Below are 19,254 nucleotides of genomic sequence, written 5' to 3' on the forward strand. Positions count from 1 at the left end.
GCCGCGCACCGGGCGGACGAGCTGGGCGTGCAGGCCGCGGCAGCCGAGCAGACCGTGCAGCAGACGCACGAGCAAGTCGGTTCGCTGATCGCCGCCCGCGCGCGTGCCGAGACCGCGTCGCCCCTCACCGTGCGGCTCTTCACCTCGGCGGATCCGGACGAGCTGCTCACGCGCCTCGGCGCACTGCAGCAGCTCGACGCGACCTGGGCGAAGCTCGGCGAACGCGCGATCACCGTGCAGGGCGTCGCCACGTCGCTGCAGGATCAGGCGCAGGTCGCCCGCGCGGCCAGGGACGCCCTCGCGACCTCTGCCGAGGACGCGGCGCAGAAGGCGAAAGCCGCCGCCGACGCGGAAGCCGCCGCCGTCGCCGATCTGCAGGGCCACGTCACCACGTTGTACTCGCAGCTGGCCGCCCTGAAGAACACCACGGCCGACGTGGAGCGACGCTATCGGATCGGCCAGCAGGTCGCCGAGCAGGAACGGGAGCAGGCCGCAGCCGCCGAAGCGGCCGCTGCCGCGGGGTCCGGGGGCGGAAGCGGCGGAGGCTGGGACGGGCTCGGCGGTGACGGCGTGAACGTCGATCCGGCCGGAGCCCAGGCGTATGCCGCCGGGCAGCTCGGCAATTACGGCTGGGGCCAGGATCAGTTCCCGTGCCTGTACCGGCTGTGGATGCAGGAGTCGAGCTGGCGGGCGGATGCCCTGAACCCGGACAGCGGGGCCTACGGGATCCCGCAGGCTCTCCCGGCTGACAAGCTCGCGGCGGCGGGGGCGGACTGGCGCACCAACGGGAACACCCAGATCGACTGGGGCCTCAGCTACATCCAGGACCGCTACGGATCCCCCTGCGGAGCCTGGGCGCACGAGGTGTCGAACAACTGGTACTGACCGGCCTGGTTCAGCTCTCGGCGAGCGTTGCACCCGCGGCTTCGAGCACGACCGGATCCGCACAGCCGCGCGCGAAGCCGGCGATCCTGCGGCGGACCTCATACCCGAGAACGACGGTCCCGATCCGCTCCGCGACCGGTGCGAGCCAGGTCGGGCGGCAGGTGAAGTTGTATTTCCAGACCGCGCGCGTGCCTCCGTCTACGGGTTCGAAGCGCCACCCCGCACCGAGCGTGCGGAAGAACCACGGGCCCTTCTCCATCACCATCCCGACGTTCGTCGGCGGCGCGTACGAGACTTAGTGGGTGATCATCGACAGCCCGAATCGCTGCCGGGTGAACGTGCGCACGCCCTTGGCCGGCGTCGTCGCGCCATCAAGGAAGTGCTGCGCGCGGATGAAGCCATCCCAGCGGCGCCGCACCTCTCCTGTGGTCTGCGAAACCGCGTACGCGAGCACGGGCGGGATGGGGACGACGACGACGGCCTGGACGACGGGCATGCTCCGACGCTATCGCCCCTGGTCGCGACGAGAGGCTGCAACGGCCGACGAGCCGAGGCGGGGAGCCGTCGTCTGCGCGCCCTGCCCCGGCTCGATCCCGCCGATTCGGGTCAGCCGCGCTCGGCGCGGGCCCGCGCCCGCTGCTGCTTCGCGGCCATCTCCTCGACCGCCGCGTGCCCGAGCGTCTCGGTGCTGACAGGCTCGGCTCCGTCCTGCACGGCCGGCTGCCCGTCGTGCCCCACGCCGTCCAGCAGCGACTCGTCGAACGGCCGTGCGCCGGAGAGCACCTGACGCACCTGCTCCGCATCGATCTGCTTCGTCCAGGTGCCGATGAGGATCGTGGCGACGGCGTTCCCCGTGAAGTTGGTCAGCGCGCGCCCTTCAGACATGAAACGGTCGATCCCCACGATCACTCCGACCCCGTTCACGAGATCGGGACGGTAGGCCTGCAGGCCACCGGCGAGGGTCGCGAGTCCGGCGCCGGTGACGCCGGCCGCGCCCTTGCTCGCGATGATCATGAACACGAGCAGGCCGATCTGCTCCGGGATGGACATCGGCTGCCCCAGACCGGTCGCGATGAACAGTGACGCCATGGTCAGGTAGATCGCGGTGCCGTCGAGGTTGAAGGAGTAGCCGGTCGGCACGGTGATGCCCACCACGGGCTTGGCCACACCCAGATGCTCCATCTTCGCGATCAGCCGAGGCAGTGCCGATTCCGACGAGGACGTCCCGACGATCAGCAGGTACTCACGCCCGAGGTACTTCATCAGCTGGAAGATGTTCACCCCGGCGACGAGCTTCAGGATCCCGCCGAGCACCACGACGATGAACACGATGCAGGTCAGGTAGAACGCGCCGAGGAGGATCCCGAGGCTCCAGATCGCCGCGACGCCGGTCTTGCCGACCACTGCCGCGATCGCGCCGAACGCACCGAGGGGGGCGAGCCACAGGATCATTCCGAGCACGCGGAACACGAGCGTCTGCAGGTGCTTGATCGCTCCCATGATGGGCGCGCCTCGATCCCCGAGCCCCTGCAGCGCGAAACCGACGAGGAGCGCGATGAAGAGCACCTGCAGCACGCTCTCGCCGGTGAAGGCGCCGAAGAACGTGGCGGGGATGATGCCGAGGATGAAGTCCTGCGTCGTCTTGGCCTCGGTCGTGGCCGCCTCGTAGGTCGCGCCGGCCATGTGCAGACCCTCACCCGGGTGGATGATGTTGCCGACGATCAGGCCGATCGCGAGGGCGAAGGTCGACATGACCATGAAGTAGATCAGCGCGAGTCCGCCGATCTTGCCGACCGTCGCCGCCTTGGCGATCGATCCGACGCCGATCACGATCGTGCAGAAGATGATCGGCGCGATCATCATCTTGATGAGGCTCACGAACCCCTTGCCGATGGGCTCGAGGCCCTGTGCGAACTGCGGGAACAGGAGTCCCACCGCTATTCCGAGGCCGACCGCCACGAGTACGGACAAGTAGAGCCAGGTGTGCTTGTCCCAGGAGTTCTTGCCGCGGCGCCAGTCGTGCCGCGGGAGTCTGAAACCTTCGGTGAGAGCCATCATCGCCTCCGCTGAGTGAACAGGACGCCCGCACCACGTCGGGCGGGCCGTGTCGACCATGGTGCGCAGCGACGACGCCCGGCGGCGAGTTCTGTTCGTATTGAAACCGGGGCGAAATCTGAGCAGGCCGCACTGCGCGCCGCGACTCGCGCATACTGTCTGAGGAGGTCCGGATCGGCGATGGCGACGACAAGACGCGGCGGCGTGCGCAGTGCGGCTTCGCGCGTGTTCGCGCTGCTGATCGGATCCGTGCTGCTGATCGGCGTGGCGATCGGCGCGTTCCTCACCTGGGAGGCGCAGACCTCGGCACGGCAGGAGGCCGAGCACGTCACGGCCGCGATCGCGCGGGCGCTCTCCGTCGCCCCGGAGATCGAAACGGCCGTGACCGCGACGGACCGTTCCGCCGCGGAGGCGGACCTGCGCAGCTACGTCGAGTCCGTGCGCACGGGCGCGGGGCTGGACTTCATCACCGTCATGGACGGACACGGCGTGCGGCTCACGCACCCGGATCCGGCGCAGGTCGGCGGGCACTACATCGGCACGATCCCCCGCGACGACCGCGCCCTCACCGAGCAGTACACGGGAACCCTCGGCCCGTCCGTGCGCACCATCGCTCCCGTCCGCGACGCCGCAGGGACGGTCGTCGGCTGGGTGTCGGCAGGGGTGACCGTGGAGTCGCTGGGCGGCGCCCTGCTGCGACGCCTGCCGGTGATCCTGCTCCTCACCCTGGCCGTCGTCGCGCTCGGCGCGCTGGGCGCCGTGTTCGCGCGGCTCGCGACACGGCGCATCACCGGCGATCTCGACGCCCGCGACGTGCGGGAGGCGGTGGCCGGCTACGAGTCGGTGCGCACACTCGGCGAGGCGCTGCGCGCACAGACGCACGAGCACGGCAACCGCCTGCACACGGCGTTGTCGCTCCTGGAACTCGACCGACGCGAGGAGGCGATCGCCCTGCTGTCGGAAACCTCCGCGCAGAGCCAGTCCGTGATCGATCAGATGACGCTGCGGGATGGGGATCCGACGCTCGGCGCACTCCTGCTGGGCAAGGCCTCGCAGGCGAAGGAGCGCGGCGTGCGCTGGCACGTGCACGTGGATCCGGCGGCGCCGCGCGCGGATCTGACCCCCGTCGACGCGGTCGCCCTCGTCGGCAATCTCATCGACAACGCCCTCGACGCCGCGTCTCAGGCGGAGTCCGGCGCCGACCGCTGGGTGCGTGTCGACGTGGCCGCCGCCGACGGCGGAGCCGTCGCGATCACCGTCTCGGACGGAGGTCCCGGCATCCCGGTCGAGCTCCGGGAACGGATCTTCGAGCACGGCTTCTCCACCAAGCCCAGCGAGCGCTCGGGGCGCGGAGTGGGGCTCGCTCTCGTCCGGGACATCGTGACGGCCGCGGGCGGAAGCGTCGAGCTCTCCACCGAGCCCACGGCATTCCGTGTGACGCTGCCCGGCATCGGACGTGAAGGGAGAACCGCATGATCGGAGTGCTGCTCGTCGACGACGACCCGCTCACACTCGAGCTCCACGCGGCCTACATCGCCCGGCTCGATGGGTTCGAGGTCGTCGGAGAGTGCACCGGCGTGCGGGCGGCGCTCAACGCCCTCTCCGCGGACGCGGGGCGGATCGACCTGGTCCTGCTGGATCTCACGATGCCGGACGGATCAGGCATCGACGTGCTGCGCCGCATCCGCGGTGCCGGCAGTGCGATCGAGGTGATCGCCGTGACCAGCGTGCGTGATGTCGAGGCTGTGCGGCGGATGTCGGCGCTCGGTGTGGCGCAGTACCTGCTCAAGCCCTTCCCGTTCGCGGTCTTCCGCGAGCGTCTGCAGCAGTTCCGCGATCGTCACGAACGCGCGGCCGGTCTCGCCGGTGCCGCCAGCCAGGAGGAGATCGACGCCCTCATCGGAGGTCCAGCGACCGGCACGATCGCCCTGCCGAAGGGGCTCGCCGCCGAGACGCTGCACGCCGTCACCGCAGTGCTGCGCGCGCACGGCGACCTCTCGGCCGGCGAGGCCGCACCTCTCGTCGGCGTCTCCAGGGTCACTGCGCGCCGATACCTGGAGCACCTCGTCGCGCAGCAGGTCGCGATCCGCGCCCCGCGCTACGGCACGCCGGGCCGGCCCGAGACGGCGTACCGCCTGGCCGGGGACGCCACCGCGCCGCGCTGAGGCCCGGTGGATCGCCGCTCGGCATTCGAGCCGCGACCGCGGCCGGCCAGGTCCCGGCCGCCAGGTCCTGCCGCGGAGATGCGGGGGTCCTGGTGGCGCGTCCCGCGGTGATAGCGTCGTCGTGTCCTCAGGGCGGGGTGCAAGTCCCCACCGGCGGTGTCGCGGCATGTCCGCGCGAGCCCGCGAACGGTCCCCATGGCGGGGACCGCCGATCCGGTGCGATTCCGGAGCCGACGGTCACAGTCCGGATGAGAGAGGACAGAAGGAGCAGTCCACCATGCCCAGAATCGCCATCGTCGCCGCGCAGTGGCACGCCGAGATCGTCGAACAGACGGTCTCCGCATTCGTCGAACGTCTCGCGGAGCTGGGCTTCGACGAGGTCGACGTGTTCCGTGTCCCCGGCGCGTTCGAGATCCCCCTGCACGCGAAGCGTCTCGCACGCACAGGGCGCTACCAGGGCATCGCCGCGAGCGCTCTCGTCGTGGACGGCGGGATCTACCGGCACGATTTCGTCGCCGGATCCGTCGTCGACGCCCTCATGCGCGTGCAACTGGAAACGGACGTCCCGGTGTTCTCCGCTGTGCTCACGCCGCACAATTTCCACGAGCACGACGAGCACCAGGACTACTTCCGTCGCCACTTCTCCGTGAAGGGCCGTGAGCTCGCCGAGGCCGCCTCGGCCACGGTGCAGAGCCTCGCCGCGATCGACTGACGACCGCTCGACGCCCGCACCGGGGCCCGACGCGGGTCGGCGTGCGCGCCGAGGCCCCGGCCGTGGCCGACGCCGCTGCGCTGCACAGTGGACCTCAGCGCGGCAGGCGTCCCTTGTGCAGCACGCCGTCAGGATCCGCGCTCGCTCGGATCGCCCGGAGCCGATCGAGGTCGGCCGCCGTGGCGCACCGCTCGAGCGTCTGACCGGGCGTGAGGAAGGTCGGCACCGTCCGGTCAGCCGCGACCGGGGCGAGCAGTTCGAGGAGGCCCGCGATGCTCGCGTCGCCGGGCTCGGCCGGCGCGCCCGGGAAGTTCGGCACGAGCGCATGCAGAAGCCATGACGCCGAGGCCAGAGAGGCGAAGCCGGACCGCCGTGGTGCGTCGAGGGCGCCCCCCAGCATGCGCAGATCGATTCCGACGATCGGCGACTGCTCGGGCGCCTGGCGGAACTGCACCAACGCGTCGATCGTGGCATCGTCGAGCCGGTCGAGGGCGAGGGAGGCGCCCCGGCCCGCGGTCGGATCCGTCGGCTCACCCGATGCCGCCGCGAGCGCGGCGGGCGAGGTGGGGCCTGAGGTCTCGCGCTGGACGGCGCCGGCCCGGCGCACGCCCTCCAGGAACGCGTCTGCCGCACCATGGGAGGACAGGGCCTGCACCGTCACGAAGCTCTTTCCGCGGATCTCCTCGGGCAGCATCGGCGCATCCGGCATCCGCATCGAGTTCGTGAACACGTTGAGCGTCGCCGGCGCGGACGCGGCGAGGTCCCGCACGGCGCGGATCACGGCAGCGGAGTCCGCCGCATCGAACGTCAGAGAGGCGCCCCACTGCTCCGGAGCACGAACGAGGTCGATCTCGAGCGCGGTCACGATGCCGACCACGCCGCCGGCGCCGCGGAGCGCCCACATGGCCTCGCGGTCGCTGTCGTCGTCGACGCGCTCGTGCGTGCCGTCGGACCGCAGCACCCACGCCGCGCGCAGGTTGTCGGAGCCGAGTCCGGCGGTGCGGCTGAACCAGGAGTGTCCGCCGCCGAGCGTGTACCCGGCGACCGAGACGACGGGGCTCGTGCCCGCGGGGGCCGCCCAGCCGGTGCCTTCCAGGGCGTCCACCACCGCACCCCAGCGCACGCCGCTGCCGACCACCACGACGCCGGCCTCGAGGTCGATGTCGAGCCGGTCGAACGCCGCCGTCCGGACGATCACGGCCCCGGCCAGGTCCCCGGAGGCGCCATGCCCGCTGGGCTGCACGGCGATCGGCGTTCCCGCCTCGCGCGCGGCGGCGAGGATCCTGCGCAGATCATCGAGACCGGCAGGCGTCGCCACCGCGGCCGGAAGCTGGTCTATCGAGAGGTTCCATGGGCGACGAGCCGCATCGAATCCATCGTCTCCGGCGCGCAGGAGGGAGCCGTCGAGCTCGCTGAGAAGGGCATCGAACGCAGTGAGAAGGGGCATGACGCCACCGTACGATGTCCCACGGACATTCGTCGGCGGTGTCACGCCCCGATGCTCTGAAGCCGGCCTACTCCCCCGCGAGGCCTCCGAGCAGATGACCGAAGGAGCGGCCTTCGCCGAGGTAGTTGCCCGGGTCGAACGGATCCTTGTCGGCCGCCGGCTCCCGGCGGGCCATCGCCTCGGCGAGCTCGCGCGCCCCGCGCTCGACGCGCGTGCTGAGCGGCGCGACCTCGTCGGCCTTCGCACCCCAGTCGCTCGACGCCGCGAACACCCCGGTGGGCACCGGCTCGGCGTGCAGGTAGGTGAACAGCGGACGGATCGCGTAGTCGATCGCGAGCGAGTGCCGTGCGGTGCCCGCGTTCGCGCCGATCAGGACGGGCTTGCCGGTGAGCGCATCCGGATCCAGCACGTCGATGAACGACTTGAACAGACCGGAGTAACTCGTCGAGAAGATCGGCGTCACGGCGATGATGCCGTCGGCCGAGATCACCGTGTTGATCGCCGAGTCCAGCGCCGGCGGCGCGAACCCCGTGAGCAGATTGTTCGTGATGTCGTGCGCGAGATCGCGCAGCTCGATCACGTCGACGCTGACCTCGGAGCCGAGCTCGGTGAGCCGGTGCGCGGTCTCCGCCGCGAGGCGGTCGGCGAGCATCCGCGTGGAGGACGGGTTGCTGAGCCCCGCGGAGATCACCGCGATGCGACGCGCGCCCATCTCAGTTCGCCCCCTTCGTGGCCGCTGCGCCGAAGGAGGAGCCGGCGGCGGCCGGAACCGCGCCGCCGTCCTGGTAGGGCGAGCCGGCGGTCAGGTTGTCACCGCGGTTCGCGCCGGGGCGCGCCTCGCGCGACGGCCCGTCGCCGTACACGGCCTTGACCCGGGCGGCGTGGGTCGGAGCGTCCGGCACGGTGGCGGGGCGGTTCTGCGCGAGTTCCTTGCGGAGCACCGGCACGACCTCGCCGCCCAGGATGTCGAGCTGCTCGAGCACGACCTTGAGCGGGAGCCCCGCGTGGTCCATGAGGAAGAGCTGGCGCTGGTAGTCGCCGTAGTGCTCGCGCATCGCGGCATAGCGATCGATGACCTGCTGCGGAGAGCCGACCGTGAGCGGCGTCATCTCGGTGAAGTCCTCCATCGACGGGCCGTGGCCGTACACCGGCGCGTTGTCGAAGTAGGGACGGAACTCGTCCACCGCGTCCTGCGAATTCGCCCGCATGAACACCTGTCCGCCGAGGCCGACGATCGCCTGCTCCGGCGTGCCGTGACCGTAGTGCGCGTAGCGCTGGCGGTACAGCTCGATGAGGCGCTGGTAGTGCTCCTTGGGCCAGAAGATGTTGTTCGCGAAGAAGCCGTCGCCGTAGTAGGCGGCCTGCTCGGCGATCTCCGGCGTGCGGATGGAGCCGTGCCAGACGAACGGCGCGACGCCGTCGAGCGGGCGCGGGGTGGAGGTGAAGCCCTGCAGCGAGGTGCGGAACTTGCCCTCCCAGTCCACGACGTCCTTGGTCCACAACTCGTGCAGCAGGGCGTAGTTCTCGATCGCGAGCGGCAGGCCCTGACGGATGTCCTTGCCGAACCAGGGGTAGACCGGGCCGGTGTTGCCGCGGCCCATCATGAGGTCCATACGACCGCCGGAGACGTGCTGCAGCATCGCGTAGTCCTCGGCGATCTTCACCGGGTCGTTCGTCGTGATGAGCGTCGTGGAGGTCGAGACGATAAGGCGCTCGGTCTGCGCGGCGAGCGCCGCGAGGAAGGTCGTCGGGCTCGACGACCAGAACGGCGGGTTGTGGTGCTCGCCGATCGCGAAGACGTCGAGGCCGACCTCTTCCGCGTGCTTGGCGATCGTGAGCGTGTTCTGGATCCGCTCGCGCTCGCTCGGCGTCTCGCCCGTCACCGGGTTCCGGGTGATGTCGCTGACCGACATGAGGCCGAACTGCATGCCCGACCAGGTGCTCGACTCGCTCACTGCGCTCTCCTTCAGATTTCTATTCACTTGAATATATCTGGTGAAACACCCGCCTGCGAGAAGTATTCCCGGGATCTACGAGATCGGCCAGGGCGGCTGCGAACGCAGGAGCGCCCGCCCGGTGCAGGACGAGCGCTCTGTCTCGAGGCGCGCTGGTCAGGCGAACAACTCGGCTCCGACGTAGGAGCCCTTGCGCGCCCCGGCCGGGATCGCCCAGATGCCGGATCCGATGTGCTTGATGTACTCGCTCATGAGGTCGGTCGACAGCCTCTTCTGGAGGGCGACGAACTGCTCCGGCGAGCGCTGGTAGGAGAGGAAGAACAGGCCTGCATCGAGACGGCCCAGCTCGTTGTTGCCGTCGACGTAGTTGTAGCCGCGGCGCAGGATGCGGATGCCGTCGTTGACCGTGGGGTGCGCGAGTCGCACATGGGAATGCTCGTCGATGCGACCGCCACGGAACGACGGCTCGGCGAACTCGCCTCCACCCGACAGCGGCGCACCGCTGCCCTTCGCCCGGCCGATGGTGCGGTCCTGCTCGGCCAAGCGCAGACGGTCCCAGGTCTCGATGAGCATCGCGATCTTGCGTGCGACGAGATACGAGCCTCCGGCCATCCAGGCGGGCTCGTCCTTCTCCGATACCCAGACGTGCTCGGCGAGGGCCTCGGTGTCGTCGGCGAGGATGTTCGCGGTGCCGTCTTTGTATCCGAAGAGGTTGCGCGGGGTCTGCTGGTCCGGGGCGGTGCGCGAGGTGCGACCGAAGCCGAGCTGCGACCAGCGCAGCCTGGCGCGGCCGAACGCGATCCGGCTGAGGTTGCGCACGGCGTGCACCGCGACCTGAGGATCGTCGGCACAGGCCTGGATGCAGAGGTCACCACCCGTATAGCCGGCATCGAGGGCGTCGCCGACGAACGCCGGCAGATCGGCGAGCACGGACGGACGCCGATCGGCGATGCCGAACCTGTCCCCCTCCGCGAGGAAGAGGGACGGCCCGAGCCCGAAAGTGATCGTGAGGCCCGCCGCCGTGAGCCCCTGCGCCTCGCCGGTGTCGTCCGGCGGCGCCTCCGGGGAGCCCCCGACGGCACCCGAGGCGCTGACATCGAGACCCTTCGCCAGCCGGGACGCGGCGTAGCTCCAGTCCTGCAGCAGTGAGATGAGATCGTCGCGGCTCGCACGCGGCATCATGTCGAAGCTCGCGAAGTGCAGATGCTCCTGCACGCGGGTGGTGATCCCGGCCTGGTGAGCCCCCTCGAACGCGTACTCGTCGACGGGAGCGGATCCGCCGAGCACCCCAGTCGCGGCGACAGCCGCCGCACCGCCGGCACCGACGGCGATGCCGGCGACGCCGCTGCCGAGCGCCCAGCCGATCAGCCCGCGGCGGCTGATGCCGGTGCGCGCGTCGGTGGTCGACGACCCTTCCGGCACCGCGTCGGCGGGGCGAGCGGATCCTTCCGAGGACTCAGGGACCGTCATGTCAGCCGAGGATCGTGCTGGTGAGCTTGGAGAGCGGCTCGGCGAGCGCGTTCAGCAGGTCGGTGAGGTCGCGCTTCTGGGTCTCGGTGACCGTCGAGTACGCCGCGAAGCCGTCCTTCAGCGAGCCGTGCACCGCGAGTTCGGCCTCCAGCGCGGAGAATCCGCGATCGATCTGCTCCACGAGCTTCTTGCCCTCGGAGCCCTTGCTCTCGGCGAACTCGCGCACGACGGAGAAGGCCATCTTGGATCCCTCGACGTTCGCGGCGAAGTCGGAGAGGTCCGTGCCGGACCACCAGTCCTCCTCGCCCGTGATCTTGCCGTTGGCGACCTCGTCAAGGAGCGAGATCGCGCCGTTGGAGATGCCGGCGATGCCCTTGGACTCGAGGTCCTTCACGAAGGCGTCGGAGTGGACGTGGTCGTAGAGCTCCTGCAGGTCGGCGAGGAGCTTGTCGGCGAAGGTCGCGCGCTCGGCAGGCGTCGAGGGGGCCCAGTCAAGGTTCGCCGGGGTGGTGCCGTCGGAGTTCATCGCGCCCGCGGCCGGAGCCCACAGGTCCTTCTCGATGCGGTGGAAGCCGGTCCAGTCGATGCCCTCAGCCTTGGCGTCGAGCTCGCGGAAGTCCAGGCGCGGGTCGAGCGTGCCCAGCTGCTCCGCGATGGGCTCGATGCGCTCGTAGTAGGCGCGCACGGTCGAGAACTGGGCCTTCGCTGCCGCGTCGTCACCGCCGCGGTACGCGTCGGCGAAGGTCTTCGCCGCTGGCAGGAGCTGGTCGACCTGATCCTTCACGTACGAGGCGTACTGCGTGAGCGCCTTCTGCTTCTGCGCGGCGTCGCCGCCGGTCTCCGCGACCTTCTCGCCGCTGACGGAGAACGCGGCCTTGCCGACACCGGCACCGATCATCCCCGGCTTGCACACCGTGAAGTACTCGCCCGGCTGAGCGACGACGGTGAGAGTGCGCGAGGCGCCCGGCGCCACGTTCTCGACCTCGCCGACGATCCGCACGCCGTCATGGGCCAGCAGATAGAACTCGGTCACCTCATCGCCCTTGTTGCTCACGTCGAAGGCGAGCGTTCCGCTGGTCGCAGTGCCGGCCGAGACGCTGCACGCGTCCGCCGTGGACGCGACGGTCAGGCGTCCGCTCGCGGCGACGTCGGACTTGGCGACGCACCCGGTGAGGGCGAGGCCGAGGGCAGCGACGGCGCCGAGGACGGCGATCGGTCGGCGGGCGATGGTCATGAGGCTCCTTCAGGAGTGGGCGAGACGGTCGTGGCTGCGGCACGGGTGGCCGCCGACTCGGTCTTGACGGGCGTGGCGGAGACGACGGCAGGCGTGGAGGAGGAGCGGGTCGTGCCCGGCGCCGTGCGGCGCAGCCCGCGCACGAACAGCGTGCCGACGATCGCGATGTACAGCACCCAGGCGATGACCTGGAGCCAGCTCATCCGCGGCATGAAGCCGACCGTGGCCTGCAGCAGCACGGCGAGGGCGCTGTCGGGGCGGATCGCGGCGGTGACGTCGAACGCCCAGCCGAACGGCACACCCGCCCAGCCGACGAGCACCGCGCCGGCCGCGTCGAGCGGCGCGGCCGCGGTGGACGGGCCGGGCACGACGCCGGCCTCCTGCAGGTCGCTGAGCGCGTAGGCGAGCACGCCGGCCGCGATGATGACCAGGAGGCCGCCGGTCCAGGTGAAGAAGCGAGCGAGGTCGAGCCGCACGGCGCCGCGGGCGAGCAGCCAGCCGGCGAGCATCGCGACCACGAGCCCGAGAACTGCGCCGAGGATCGCCGACGGGGCGTCGCCGAAGGACTGCACCATGGACCACAGCAGCAACGTGGTCTCCACGCCCTCGCGAGCCACGGAGACGAAGCCGACCAGCACCAGCGCCCACACGGTGCCCGCCTCGAGCGCGCGGTCCACGCCGCCCTGCAGCGTGGCCTTCATGGTGCGACCCGCCTTGCGCATCCAGAAGATCATCCACGTGACCATTCCGACCGTGACCAGCGACAGCGTGCCGCCGATGATCTCCTGGCCCTGGAACGTCAGCGCGTAGGCGCCGAAGGTCAGCACGGCGCCGATGACGAGGGCGAGCAGGATCGCGGCCCCGACACCGGCCCACATCCTCGGCAGCACGTCCTTGCGATCGAGGCGCTTCAGATAGGCGACGAGGATGCCGACGACGAGCGCGGCTTCAAGGCCTTCACGAAGGCCGATGAGGAAGGTGGCGAGCACGAGGGGCGGTTTCCTGGAGAGTCATGAAGTAAGGGATGCCTTACCTCAAAAACTCTAGCATCCGCTTCTCCGGTCTCCAGACACGAGAACCGTGACAAATCCGTCCCGGTAATCCTCGGCAACAATCGCCCAGCGCCCGCCGCGCCCGTCCTAGCCTCGCCTCATGGCCGATCTGAACCTCCCGATCCTTGACCTGTCCCGACTCGACGCGGGTCCCGAGGCCGCCGCAGCATTCCGTGACGACCTGCGCGCGGCGACCCACGACGTGGGCTTCTTCTACCTGACCGGTACGGGCGTCACCCCCGAGCTCGAACGTCGCCTGCACCAGGCCGCGAAGGACTTCTTCGCGTTGCCGGAGGATGAAAAACTCGCGATCGAGAACGTGAAGAGCCCGCACTTCCGCGGGTACACGAGGATCGGCGGCGAGCGCACGCAGGGCGCCGTGGACTGGCGCGAGCAGATCGACATCGGGCCGGAGCGCGAGGCCGTCGAAGGCGGCCCCGGCTACAACCGCCTGATCGGGCCGAACCTGTGGCCTGAGGCCCAGCCCGAGCTGCGCGAGGTCGTCGCGGAATGGCATGAGCATCTCTCCGGCGTGGCCCGCAAGCTGCTGCGGGCGTGGGCGCTCGCGCTCGGCGCGGAGGAGACGTACTTCGAGCAGAACTTCGGGGATCCGTCGACGCTGATCAAGATCGTCCGCTACCCGGGCACCCACGAGCCCGAGCCCCAGCAGGGTGTCGGCGCCCACAAGGACTCGGGTGTGCTGACGCTGCTCTGGGTCGAGCCGGGCAAGGGAGGTCTGCAGGTCGAGCGCGACGGCTCCTGGGTCGACGCTCCCCCGGTCGACGGAGCGTTCGTGGTCAACATCGGCGAGCTGCTCGAGTACGCGACCGACGGCTACCTCAAGGCGACCAACCATCGGGTGGTGTCGCCGCAGGCTCCGGACGAGCGGATCTCGATCCCGTTCTTCTTCAACCCGGCACTCGATGCGCGCCTGCCGCTGATCGATCTGCCGGCGGAGCTGGCCGCGCAGGCGCGAGGCGTCACCAAGGATCCGTCCAACCCGATCCACGCGCTCTACGGCGAGAACGCGTTGAAGTCGCGCCTGCGTGCACATCCGGATGTGGCGGCGATCCACCACGCGGATCTGGTGGGAGCGCCCGCCTGAGCGCAGCCGACGACCCAGCGGTGCGCCGGCACCGCACGGGCCCGACGCCCCTCGCTCAGTTCTCCAGCACGCCGTCCAGCTGCGCGAGGACGGGCTCGCGGCTCATCTCGATGTGCGCGTACATCTGCGCCGCCGCGAGGGGCCCGCGACCGTGTGCGATCGAATCGACGAGCTCGACGTGCTCGTCCGTCTGCTCGCTGTCCCTCGCCTCGCGGGTGAGCCGGAACACCCACTCCATCCTGCCGACGAGCGGACCCAGGCTGCGCAGCAGCAGCCGACTGCCGCTGAGCCGGACGATCTCGGAATGGAACTCGAGGCTCGCCGCGCGAGCCGCCGCCGCGTCGCCGACCGATGCCTCCTCATGCAGCGCTCGGAGCCGGTCGATGCTCTCGACCCCGGCGTGCACGCGCTCCGCGGCGCGCTGCGCGGCGAACGGCTCGAAGCAGAGCCGTGTGTCGAACAGGTCATGGATGTCGGCGCGGGTGAGCGGCGTCACGTTGGCTCCGCGGTGCCTCGAGGTCATCACGAACCCCTCGGCTTCCAACCGCTGCAGCGCCTGGCGCACCGGGATACGGGACACCTGGAAACGCTCGGAGAGCTCGCGCTCCTTCAGCCAGGCACCGGGCGCGACCCCGCCGTCGATGATCGCGCGGAGCAGATCGCGGTAGACGCGGTCGGCGAGCGCGAGGGCGGTGCCCTCCGACTCAGGACCGGTCTCCATCAGCCGCCCTCTTCTCTCCCGCAAGCGGGAACACCGGCGGGAACAGCCCGCCGCCACCCAGGTGGTCGCGCTCGTCGTAGCCGGCGCGCATGATGTCGAACAGGACCTGAGAGTCCTCGCGGACGGCTTCCAGATCGATCCCGTCGATCGCGCCGTCGCGCATCACGACCTTGCCCGCGACCATCGTAAGGCACGCGTCTCGAGCGCTCCCGGCCAGCACGAGGTTGCGCAGCGGGTCCTCGATCGGACCGAAGCGCACGTCGGAGAGCCGGAACGCGGTGAGGTCGGCGGCGGCGCCTTCGGCGATGCGGCCGAGATCGGGCCGGTGCAGCGCGCGCGCGCCGCCGAGCGTCGCCGCCTCCACATAACCGGCCAGGTCGCCGGCAGCAAGCGAGCGGTTCTGCACCTTCGCGACGGAGACGCCGGTGTCGATGCCGCGGATCAGATCGGGCGGGAACGAGTCCGTGCCGAGCGAGATGTTCAGTCCGGCCTCCTTGTAGCGGCCGAACGTCTCCAGCTCGGATCCATAGCGCGCATTGGTGAGCGGGCAGTGCACGATCGAGACCCCCGCCTCGACGAGGGTCGCGAGATCTCCGCGGTCCTCGCCCCACACCCGGGGGTTGACGTCGAGGAAGACGCCGTGCGGGATGATCAGGCGGTCGTCGAGCAGTCCCTGGCGGCGGATCAGCTCGAGCGGCGTGCATCCGTGCTGCTCGAGGATCCAGTCGCGCTCGAAATCGCCCTGGAGGGCATGCAGGCGCACCAGGGCGCCGCGCTCCCTGGCCGCATCCGCGGTCGCCGACAGCAGCCCGGGCGTCAGCGTCTCGATGCGGCAGGGCAGGAAGACCGGCGTGAGAAGAGGATCCGCCCAGGATCGCACCGTGTCATGGAATCGGATCGCGTCGGCGAGCCCTGCCGCGCCCTCTGTCTCGTCGAAGAGGATCGCGCGCCGCCCGTCCTGCACCACGTTGACCCCGGAGCGGTAGGAGGGGCCGAGGAAGCCCCGCAAACCGAGCGTGCGGGAGAAATCCGCCATGGCGAGGAAGTCATCTGCGTTCTCCGCCCATGCGGAGTGCACCTCGGAGGCGATCGGCATGTAGCTCGTGATGCCGTGCAGGGCGAGCTGCACGAGCGCGATCTGCCTGGTGCGCCGGCGCTGGGCGGTGCTGAACACGTGCTGTCGACGTGCGAACCAGTCGTCGGACCACTGCAGGCGACGGGCGTGCTCGGGCGTCGACCAGGAGTCGAGGATGAGGTGATCGATGTCGGTGAGCGCGTCCAGGTCGATCAGCCCCGGCATCAGCAGGCTCTCACCGAGCTCCAGCGTGCGTTCGGCGTCCCGCGGCGCCTCGTCCCGCGACCCCACGAAGGCGATGCGGTCGCCGTCCACCAGCACGGCGCCGTCGCGGAGCGCCGTGTGCGAGGTGCCGTCGAAGGCCAGGACATGATCGGCGGTGATCAGGGTGCGCACGAGTTCTACTTTCCTCGAAACGGGGCAATTGGTATCCAAAACCTATCGACTCGCCCTCCTGGAGACAACTCACTTCGCCCGTTGGCGGTCAACTCGCGATCGTCGGTATACAAATTCGTCCATCTTGGTATACAATTCCGAAGACCCCCTTTCCCGACCATCAAGGAAGATCGTGACGGAAACGCTGACGACGGTCCCGACCACCGAGGCCCTCACCACCCCGAAGATCGCGACCGGCCGCTCCCTGCTGGGCACCGCCTGGTTGCGGATCCGCCGCAGCCGGATCGCGCTGGCGTCATTCGGCGTGGTCATCGCGATCGTGCTGTTCGCGCTCCTGGCCCCGCTGCTCACGGCGATCGAAGGACAGAGTCCGTTCACGACGCACACCGGCCCGGAGACGCTGGACAACTTCAACACCCCGGGTCTGCCGCTGCCGCAGTTCATGTACCCCTCGGCTGAGCACTGGCTCGGCGTGGAGCCGGGTCTCGGCCGCGACCTCTTCGCCCGCCTCGCGTATGGCGCGCAGGTCTCCCTCACCATCGCGCTGCTGGCCACGCTGGTCTCCGTCGTCCTGGGCACCATCATGGGTGCCGCCGCCGGCTTCTTCGGCGGCAAGGTGGACATGGTCATCAGCCGCCTGATCGACCTCTTCCTCGCGTTCCCGCACCTGCTTCTGGTGCTCTCGCTCACCCCGATCCTGCAGTCCCGGCTGCGCGGCACCGCCCTCGGCCAGGGCAGCTTCGTGCCGATCGCCTCGCTGGTGATCATCCTCGGCTTCTTCGGCTGGGCGTATCTCGCTCGCGTCGTGCGCGGGCAGGTGCTCAGCATCCGCGAGCAGGAGTACATCGAGGCCGCGCGATCCTACGGCGCCTCCAAGCGCACCATCCTTTTCACACAGGTGATCCCGAACGTGTCCGGCGTCGTGCTCGTGTACGCGACGATGATGATCCCGACCAACATCTCGGCCGAGGCCGCGCTCTCCTTCCTCGGCGTCGGCGTCAAGGATCCGACACCGTCCTGGGGCCAGATGCTCAACGCAGCCCAGTCGGGTAACTGGTACCTCGTCGACCCCTGGTTCCTGATCGTTCCCGGCACCGCGCTCGTGATCACCGTCCTCGCCTTCAACCTGCTCGGCGACGCGGTCCGCGACGCCCTCGATCCCAAGGCATCGCGCAGCTGAGCGCGACCGTGTCTGCCGGGATCGCCCGCACCCCACGCACTTCCCTGTCCATCCACCCAAGAAGAGAAGAACCATGAGACACAGCCGTCCCCTGTTCGCCGCCTCCGTCGTGGCCGTCGCGCTCGCCGTGACGGGCTGTTCGGCCGGATCCGCCTCCGGCGGCACCGCCACCGGTGGCGCGACCGCGAACAACCCCTACGCCCCGCATGTCGTGAACGAGGGCTTCAGCACCAAGGGCGGCAACGTCAACGTGCTGATGTCCAGCGATTTCCAGACCCTCGACCCTGGCAACAGCAACTACGTGCAGACCGCCAACGTCGGTCAGCTCTACTACCGCACCCTGACCATGGCGAAGGAGACCGCCGGCCAGCCGCCGAAGGTCGTGCCCGACCTCGCCACCGACCTCGGCAAGGCCTCCTCCGACGGCCTCACGTGGACCTACACACTCAAGGACGGCGTCAAGTACGAGGACGGATCCCCGATCACGTCCGCCGACATCAAGTACGGCATCGAGCGCACCTTCGCCCGCGACGTCTACACGCAGGCTCCGCAGGAGCTCAACGCCGTGCTCGACGCCGACACCTACAAGGGCCCGTACTCCGGTGGCGACCTCGCCGCGATCGAGACTCCGGACGCGAAGACGATCATCTTCCACCTGAAGCAGCCGTACCCCGACTTCCCTGCCCTCGCCTCGCGCTCCAACAGCGCTCCGGTGCCGCAGGCGAAGGACACCAAGCTCGACTACACCAACCACCCGATCTCCTCGGGGCCGTACATGATCTCGAGCTACGACCGCGGTCGCGAGCTCAAGCTCGTGCGCAACCCGAACTGGGACGCGAAGACGGATGAGAACCGCACCGCGCTGCCCGACTCGTTCTCCTTCTCGCTGTCGACCGCCCAGGCGACGATCAGCCAGCAGCTGCTGAGCGACTCCGACCCGACCGCGATCACGCTCGACTCGAACGGCGCCCTGCAGGCCTCCGATGCCGCGCGCCTCAGCGACCAGACGATCAAGCCGCGCACCGCGGGGGGCCTGCTCGGCTGCACCGACGTGCTGAACTTCAACACCACCACGATCACGGACCCCGACGTGCGCCACGCCCTGGCGCTCGCGATCGACCGCGCGTCGATCCAGGTGCAGTACGGCGGGCCGCGCTTCGGCAAGCTCACCAACTCCTACCTGAACGACGCCCAGGTGGGCTGGATCAAGCCGACGATCGACCTCGACCCGGCCGGCAAGCCGAAGCTGGACGAGGCCAAGAAGCTGCTGCAGGGCAAGACCGTTCCCACGACGCTCACCTACGGCTACTCGAATGCCACCGAGCGGTTCAAGAACCTCGGCACGGTGTTGCAGCAGAACTTCAAGGAGCTCGGCATCGACCTGCAGATGGTCGCGATCCCCGCGCCGAACTACTACACCACGCTCGCCGGCGACCAGATGCCCGACATCGCCCGCGCGGGCTGGTGCGGCGGCGCCGCCTCCGGCTCGACCCGCACGACGGTGGATCCGAACCTCGGTCCGAGCCTCGACGGCACGACTTACGGGTTCAGCAACATCTCGCGCTACTTCGACCCCACGGTCTCCGGCGAGATGTACAAGCTGCGCGACACCAACGGCTCGTCCGAGGAGCTCAACACCCAGTGGACCGAGCTCTACAACAAGGCCATGGAGACGTACCCGATCGTGCCGCTGTTCCGCACGTACACCTCGAGCGTCGTCGGATCCAAGATCCAGAACGCCCAGGTCGGCTACTTCTTCGGAAGCATCGACCTGTCCACCGTCGGCGTCAAGAACTGACGCC

15 protein-coding genes, 2 pseudogenes and 1 riboswitch are annotated in these 19,254 nt (G+C 69.7%); of the genes and pseudogenes, 7 read left to right on the forward strand and 10 right to left on the reverse strand.

From position 1 onward, the window contains the following. Positions 1-885, forward strand: an 885-nt coding sequence (locus tag AC1DMN_RS14155) for an aggregation-promoting factor C-terminal-like domain-containing protein (RefSeq protein ID WP_477384437.1), incomplete at its 5' end; no start/stop codon positions are given. A 10-nt stretch (positions 886-895) separates the two neighbouring features. Here AC1DMN_RS14155 and AC1DMN_RS14160 read toward each other — a convergent pair. Further along, positions 896-1,381, reverse strand: a pseudogene (locus AC1DMN_RS14160) (SRPBCC family protein). Between the two features lie 110 nt (positions 1,382-1,491). Continuing rightward, the gene (locus AC1DMN_RS14165; RefSeq protein ID WP_440732133.1) at positions 1,492-2,940 is read right to left on the reverse strand and encodes a cation:dicarboxylate symporter family transporter; all 1,449 of its coding nucleotides are present in this window, start codon (positions 2,938-2,940) and stop codon (positions 1,492-1,494) included. 180 nt (positions 2,941-3,120) lie between these two features. Here AC1DMN_RS14165 and AC1DMN_RS14170 point away from each other — a divergent pair, with 180 nt between their 5' ends. From AC1DMN_RS14170 to AC1DMN_RS14180, 3 genes and pseudogenes are all read left to right on the forward strand, one after another. Beyond that, positions 3,121-4,416 carry an ATP-binding protein gene (locus AC1DMN_RS14170; protein ID WP_477230660.1) on the forward strand — a complete coding sequence of 432 codons (1,296 nt, stop codon included), beginning with the start codon at positions 3,121-3,123 and terminating at the stop codon, positions 4,414-4,416. After that, positions 4,413-5,105, forward strand: coding sequence for a response regulator (locus AC1DMN_RS14175; protein ID WP_440732135.1), 693 nt, complete (start codon positions 4,413-4,415; stop codon positions 5,103-5,105). Before AC1DMN_RS14170 ends, AC1DMN_RS14175 begins: the two co-directional genes overlap by 4 nt. A gap of 119 nt (positions 5,106-5,224) precedes the next feature. Next, positions 5,225-5,369, forward strand: a riboswitch (FMN riboswitch). A gap of 7 nt (positions 5,370-5,376) precedes the next feature. Then, positions 5,377-5,817 (forward strand): annotated as a pseudogene (locus AC1DMN_RS14180) (6,7-dimethyl-8-ribityllumazine synthase); the annotation flags it as partial. A gap of 94 nt (positions 5,818-5,911) precedes the next feature. Here the strand turns inward: AC1DMN_RS14180 and AC1DMN_RS14185 are convergent. The 6 genes from AC1DMN_RS14185 to efeU all read right to left on the reverse strand — a co-directional run bounded on the left by AC1DMN_RS14185 (position 5,912) and on the right by efeU (position 12,912). Then, positions 5,912-7,264 (reverse strand): FAD-binding oxidoreductase, encoded by a 1,353-nt coding sequence (locus tag AC1DMN_RS14185; protein ID WP_477230661.1) that lies wholly within the window; start codon positions 7,262-7,264, stop codon positions 5,912-5,914. 67 nt (positions 7,265-7,331) lie between these two features. Beyond that, positions 7,332-7,976, reverse strand: a complete 645-nt coding sequence (locus tag AC1DMN_RS14190; RefSeq protein ID WP_440732137.1) for an FMN reductase — start codon at positions 7,974-7,976, stop codon at positions 7,332-7,334. Between the two features lies 1 nt (position 7,977). Then, positions 7,978-9,192, reverse strand: a complete 1,215-nt coding sequence (locus AC1DMN_RS14195; RefSeq protein ID WP_477230846.1) for an LLM class flavin-dependent oxidoreductase — start codon at positions 9,190-9,192, stop codon at positions 7,978-7,980. A 183-nt stretch (positions 9,193-9,375) separates the two neighbouring features. After that, positions 9,376-10,689, reverse strand: a complete 1,314-nt coding sequence (gene efeB / locus AC1DMN_RS14200) for an iron uptake transporter deferrochelatase/peroxidase subunit (RefSeq protein ID WP_477230662.1) — start codon at positions 10,687-10,689, stop codon at positions 9,376-9,378. Between the two features lies 1 nt (position 10,690). Then, positions 10,691-11,923 (reverse strand): iron uptake system protein EfeO, encoded by a 1,233-nt coding sequence (efeO, locus tag AC1DMN_RS14205; protein WP_477230663.1) that lies wholly within the window; start codon positions 11,921-11,923, stop codon positions 10,691-10,693. Beyond that, entirely contained in the window at positions 11,920-12,912 is a 993-nt protein-coding gene (gene efeU / locus AC1DMN_RS14210) for an iron uptake transporter permease EfeU (protein WP_477230664.1), read from the reverse strand. The genes efeO and efeU overlap by 4 nt, the downstream gene beginning before the upstream one ends. Before the next feature lie 163 nt (positions 12,913-13,075). Here efeU and AC1DMN_RS14215 point away from each other — a divergent pair, with 163 nt between their 5' ends. Next, positions 13,076-14,080 carry an isopenicillin N synthase family dioxygenase gene (locus AC1DMN_RS14215; RefSeq protein ID WP_477230665.1) on the forward strand — a complete coding sequence of 335 codons (1,005 nt, stop codon included), beginning with the start codon at positions 13,076-13,078 and terminating at the stop codon, positions 14,078-14,080. A 55-nt stretch (positions 14,081-14,135) separates the two neighbouring features. Here the strand turns inward: AC1DMN_RS14215 and AC1DMN_RS14220 are convergent, their stop codons facing one another. After that, positions 14,136-14,801: a GntR family transcriptional regulator gene (locus AC1DMN_RS14220; RefSeq protein ID WP_440732142.1), complete on the reverse strand. Its 666-nt coding sequence runs from the start codon at positions 14,799-14,801 to the stop codon at positions 14,136-14,138. Then, positions 14,785-16,272 (reverse strand): chlorohydrolase family protein, encoded by a 1,488-nt coding sequence (locus AC1DMN_RS14225; protein WP_477230666.1) that lies wholly within the window; start codon positions 16,270-16,272, stop codon positions 14,785-14,787. Before AC1DMN_RS14225 ends, AC1DMN_RS14220 begins: the two co-directional genes overlap by 17 nt. A 172-nt stretch (positions 16,273-16,444) precedes the next feature. On the opposite strand from AC1DMN_RS14225, the gene AC1DMN_RS14230 reads away from it, so the two are divergent. After that, a complete protein-coding gene (locus AC1DMN_RS14230) occupies positions 16,445-17,452 on the forward strand; it encodes an ABC transporter permease (RefSeq protein WP_440732144.1) in 1,008 nt (335 codons plus the stop codon). 73 nt (positions 17,453-17,525) lie between these two features. Then, positions 17,526-19,250 (forward strand): ABC transporter substrate-binding protein, encoded by a 1,725-nt coding sequence (locus AC1DMN_RS14235; RefSeq protein ID WP_441976023.1) that lies wholly within the window; start codon positions 17,526-17,528, stop codon positions 19,248-19,250. Positions 19,251-19,254: the final 4 nt, after the last annotated feature.

It is taken from the genome of Microbacterium sp. 01T413_2 (genome assembly GCF_056398985.1).

What these genes read in the sequence shown, in the direction of transcription:
- AC1DMN_RS14165 (WP_440732133.1), bottom strand. Translation starts at nt 2,940, where the DNA reads ATGGCTCTCACCGAAGGTTTCAGACTCCCGCGGCACGACTGGCGCCGC.
- AC1DMN_RS14170 (WP_477230660.1), top strand. Translation starts at nt 3,121, where the DNA reads ATGGCGACGACAAGACGCGGCGGCGTGCGCAGTGCGGCTTCGCGCGTG.
- AC1DMN_RS14185 (WP_477230661.1), bottom strand. Translation starts at nt 7,264, where the DNA reads ATGCCCCTTCTCACTGCGTTCGATGCCCTTCTCAGCGAGCTCGACGGC.
- AC1DMN_RS14175 (WP_440732135.1), top strand. Translation starts at nt 4,413, where the DNA reads ATGATCGGAGTGCTGCTCGTCGACGACGACCCGCTCACACTCGAGCTC.
- AC1DMN_RS14195 (WP_477230846.1), bottom strand. Translation starts at nt 9,192, where the DNA reads ATGCAGTTCGGCCTCATGTCGGTCAGCGACATCACCCGGAACCCGGTG.
- AC1DMN_RS14220 (WP_440732142.1), bottom strand. Translation starts at nt 14,801, where the DNA reads ATGGAGACCGGTCCTGAGTCGGAGGGCACCGCCCTCGCGCTCGCCGAC.
- AC1DMN_RS14235 (WP_441976023.1), top strand. Translation starts at nt 17,526, where the DNA reads ATGAGACACAGCCGTCCCCTGTTCGCCGCCTCCGTCGTGGCCGTCGCG.
- efeB (WP_477230662.1), bottom strand. Translation starts at nt 10,689, where the DNA reads ATGACGGTCCCTGAGTCCTCGGAAGGATCCGCTCGCCCCGCCGACGCG.
- AC1DMN_RS14190 (WP_440732137.1), bottom strand. Translation starts at nt 7,976, where the DNA reads ATGGGCGCGCGTCGCATCGCGGTGATCTCCGCGGGGCTCAGCAACCCG.
- efeO (WP_477230663.1), bottom strand. Translation starts at nt 11,923, where the DNA reads ATGACCATCGCCCGCCGACCGATCGCCGTCCTCGGCGCCGTCGCTGCC.
- AC1DMN_RS14215 (WP_477230665.1), top strand. Translation starts at nt 13,076, where the DNA reads ATGGCCGATCTGAACCTCCCGATCCTTGACCTGTCCCGACTCGACGCG.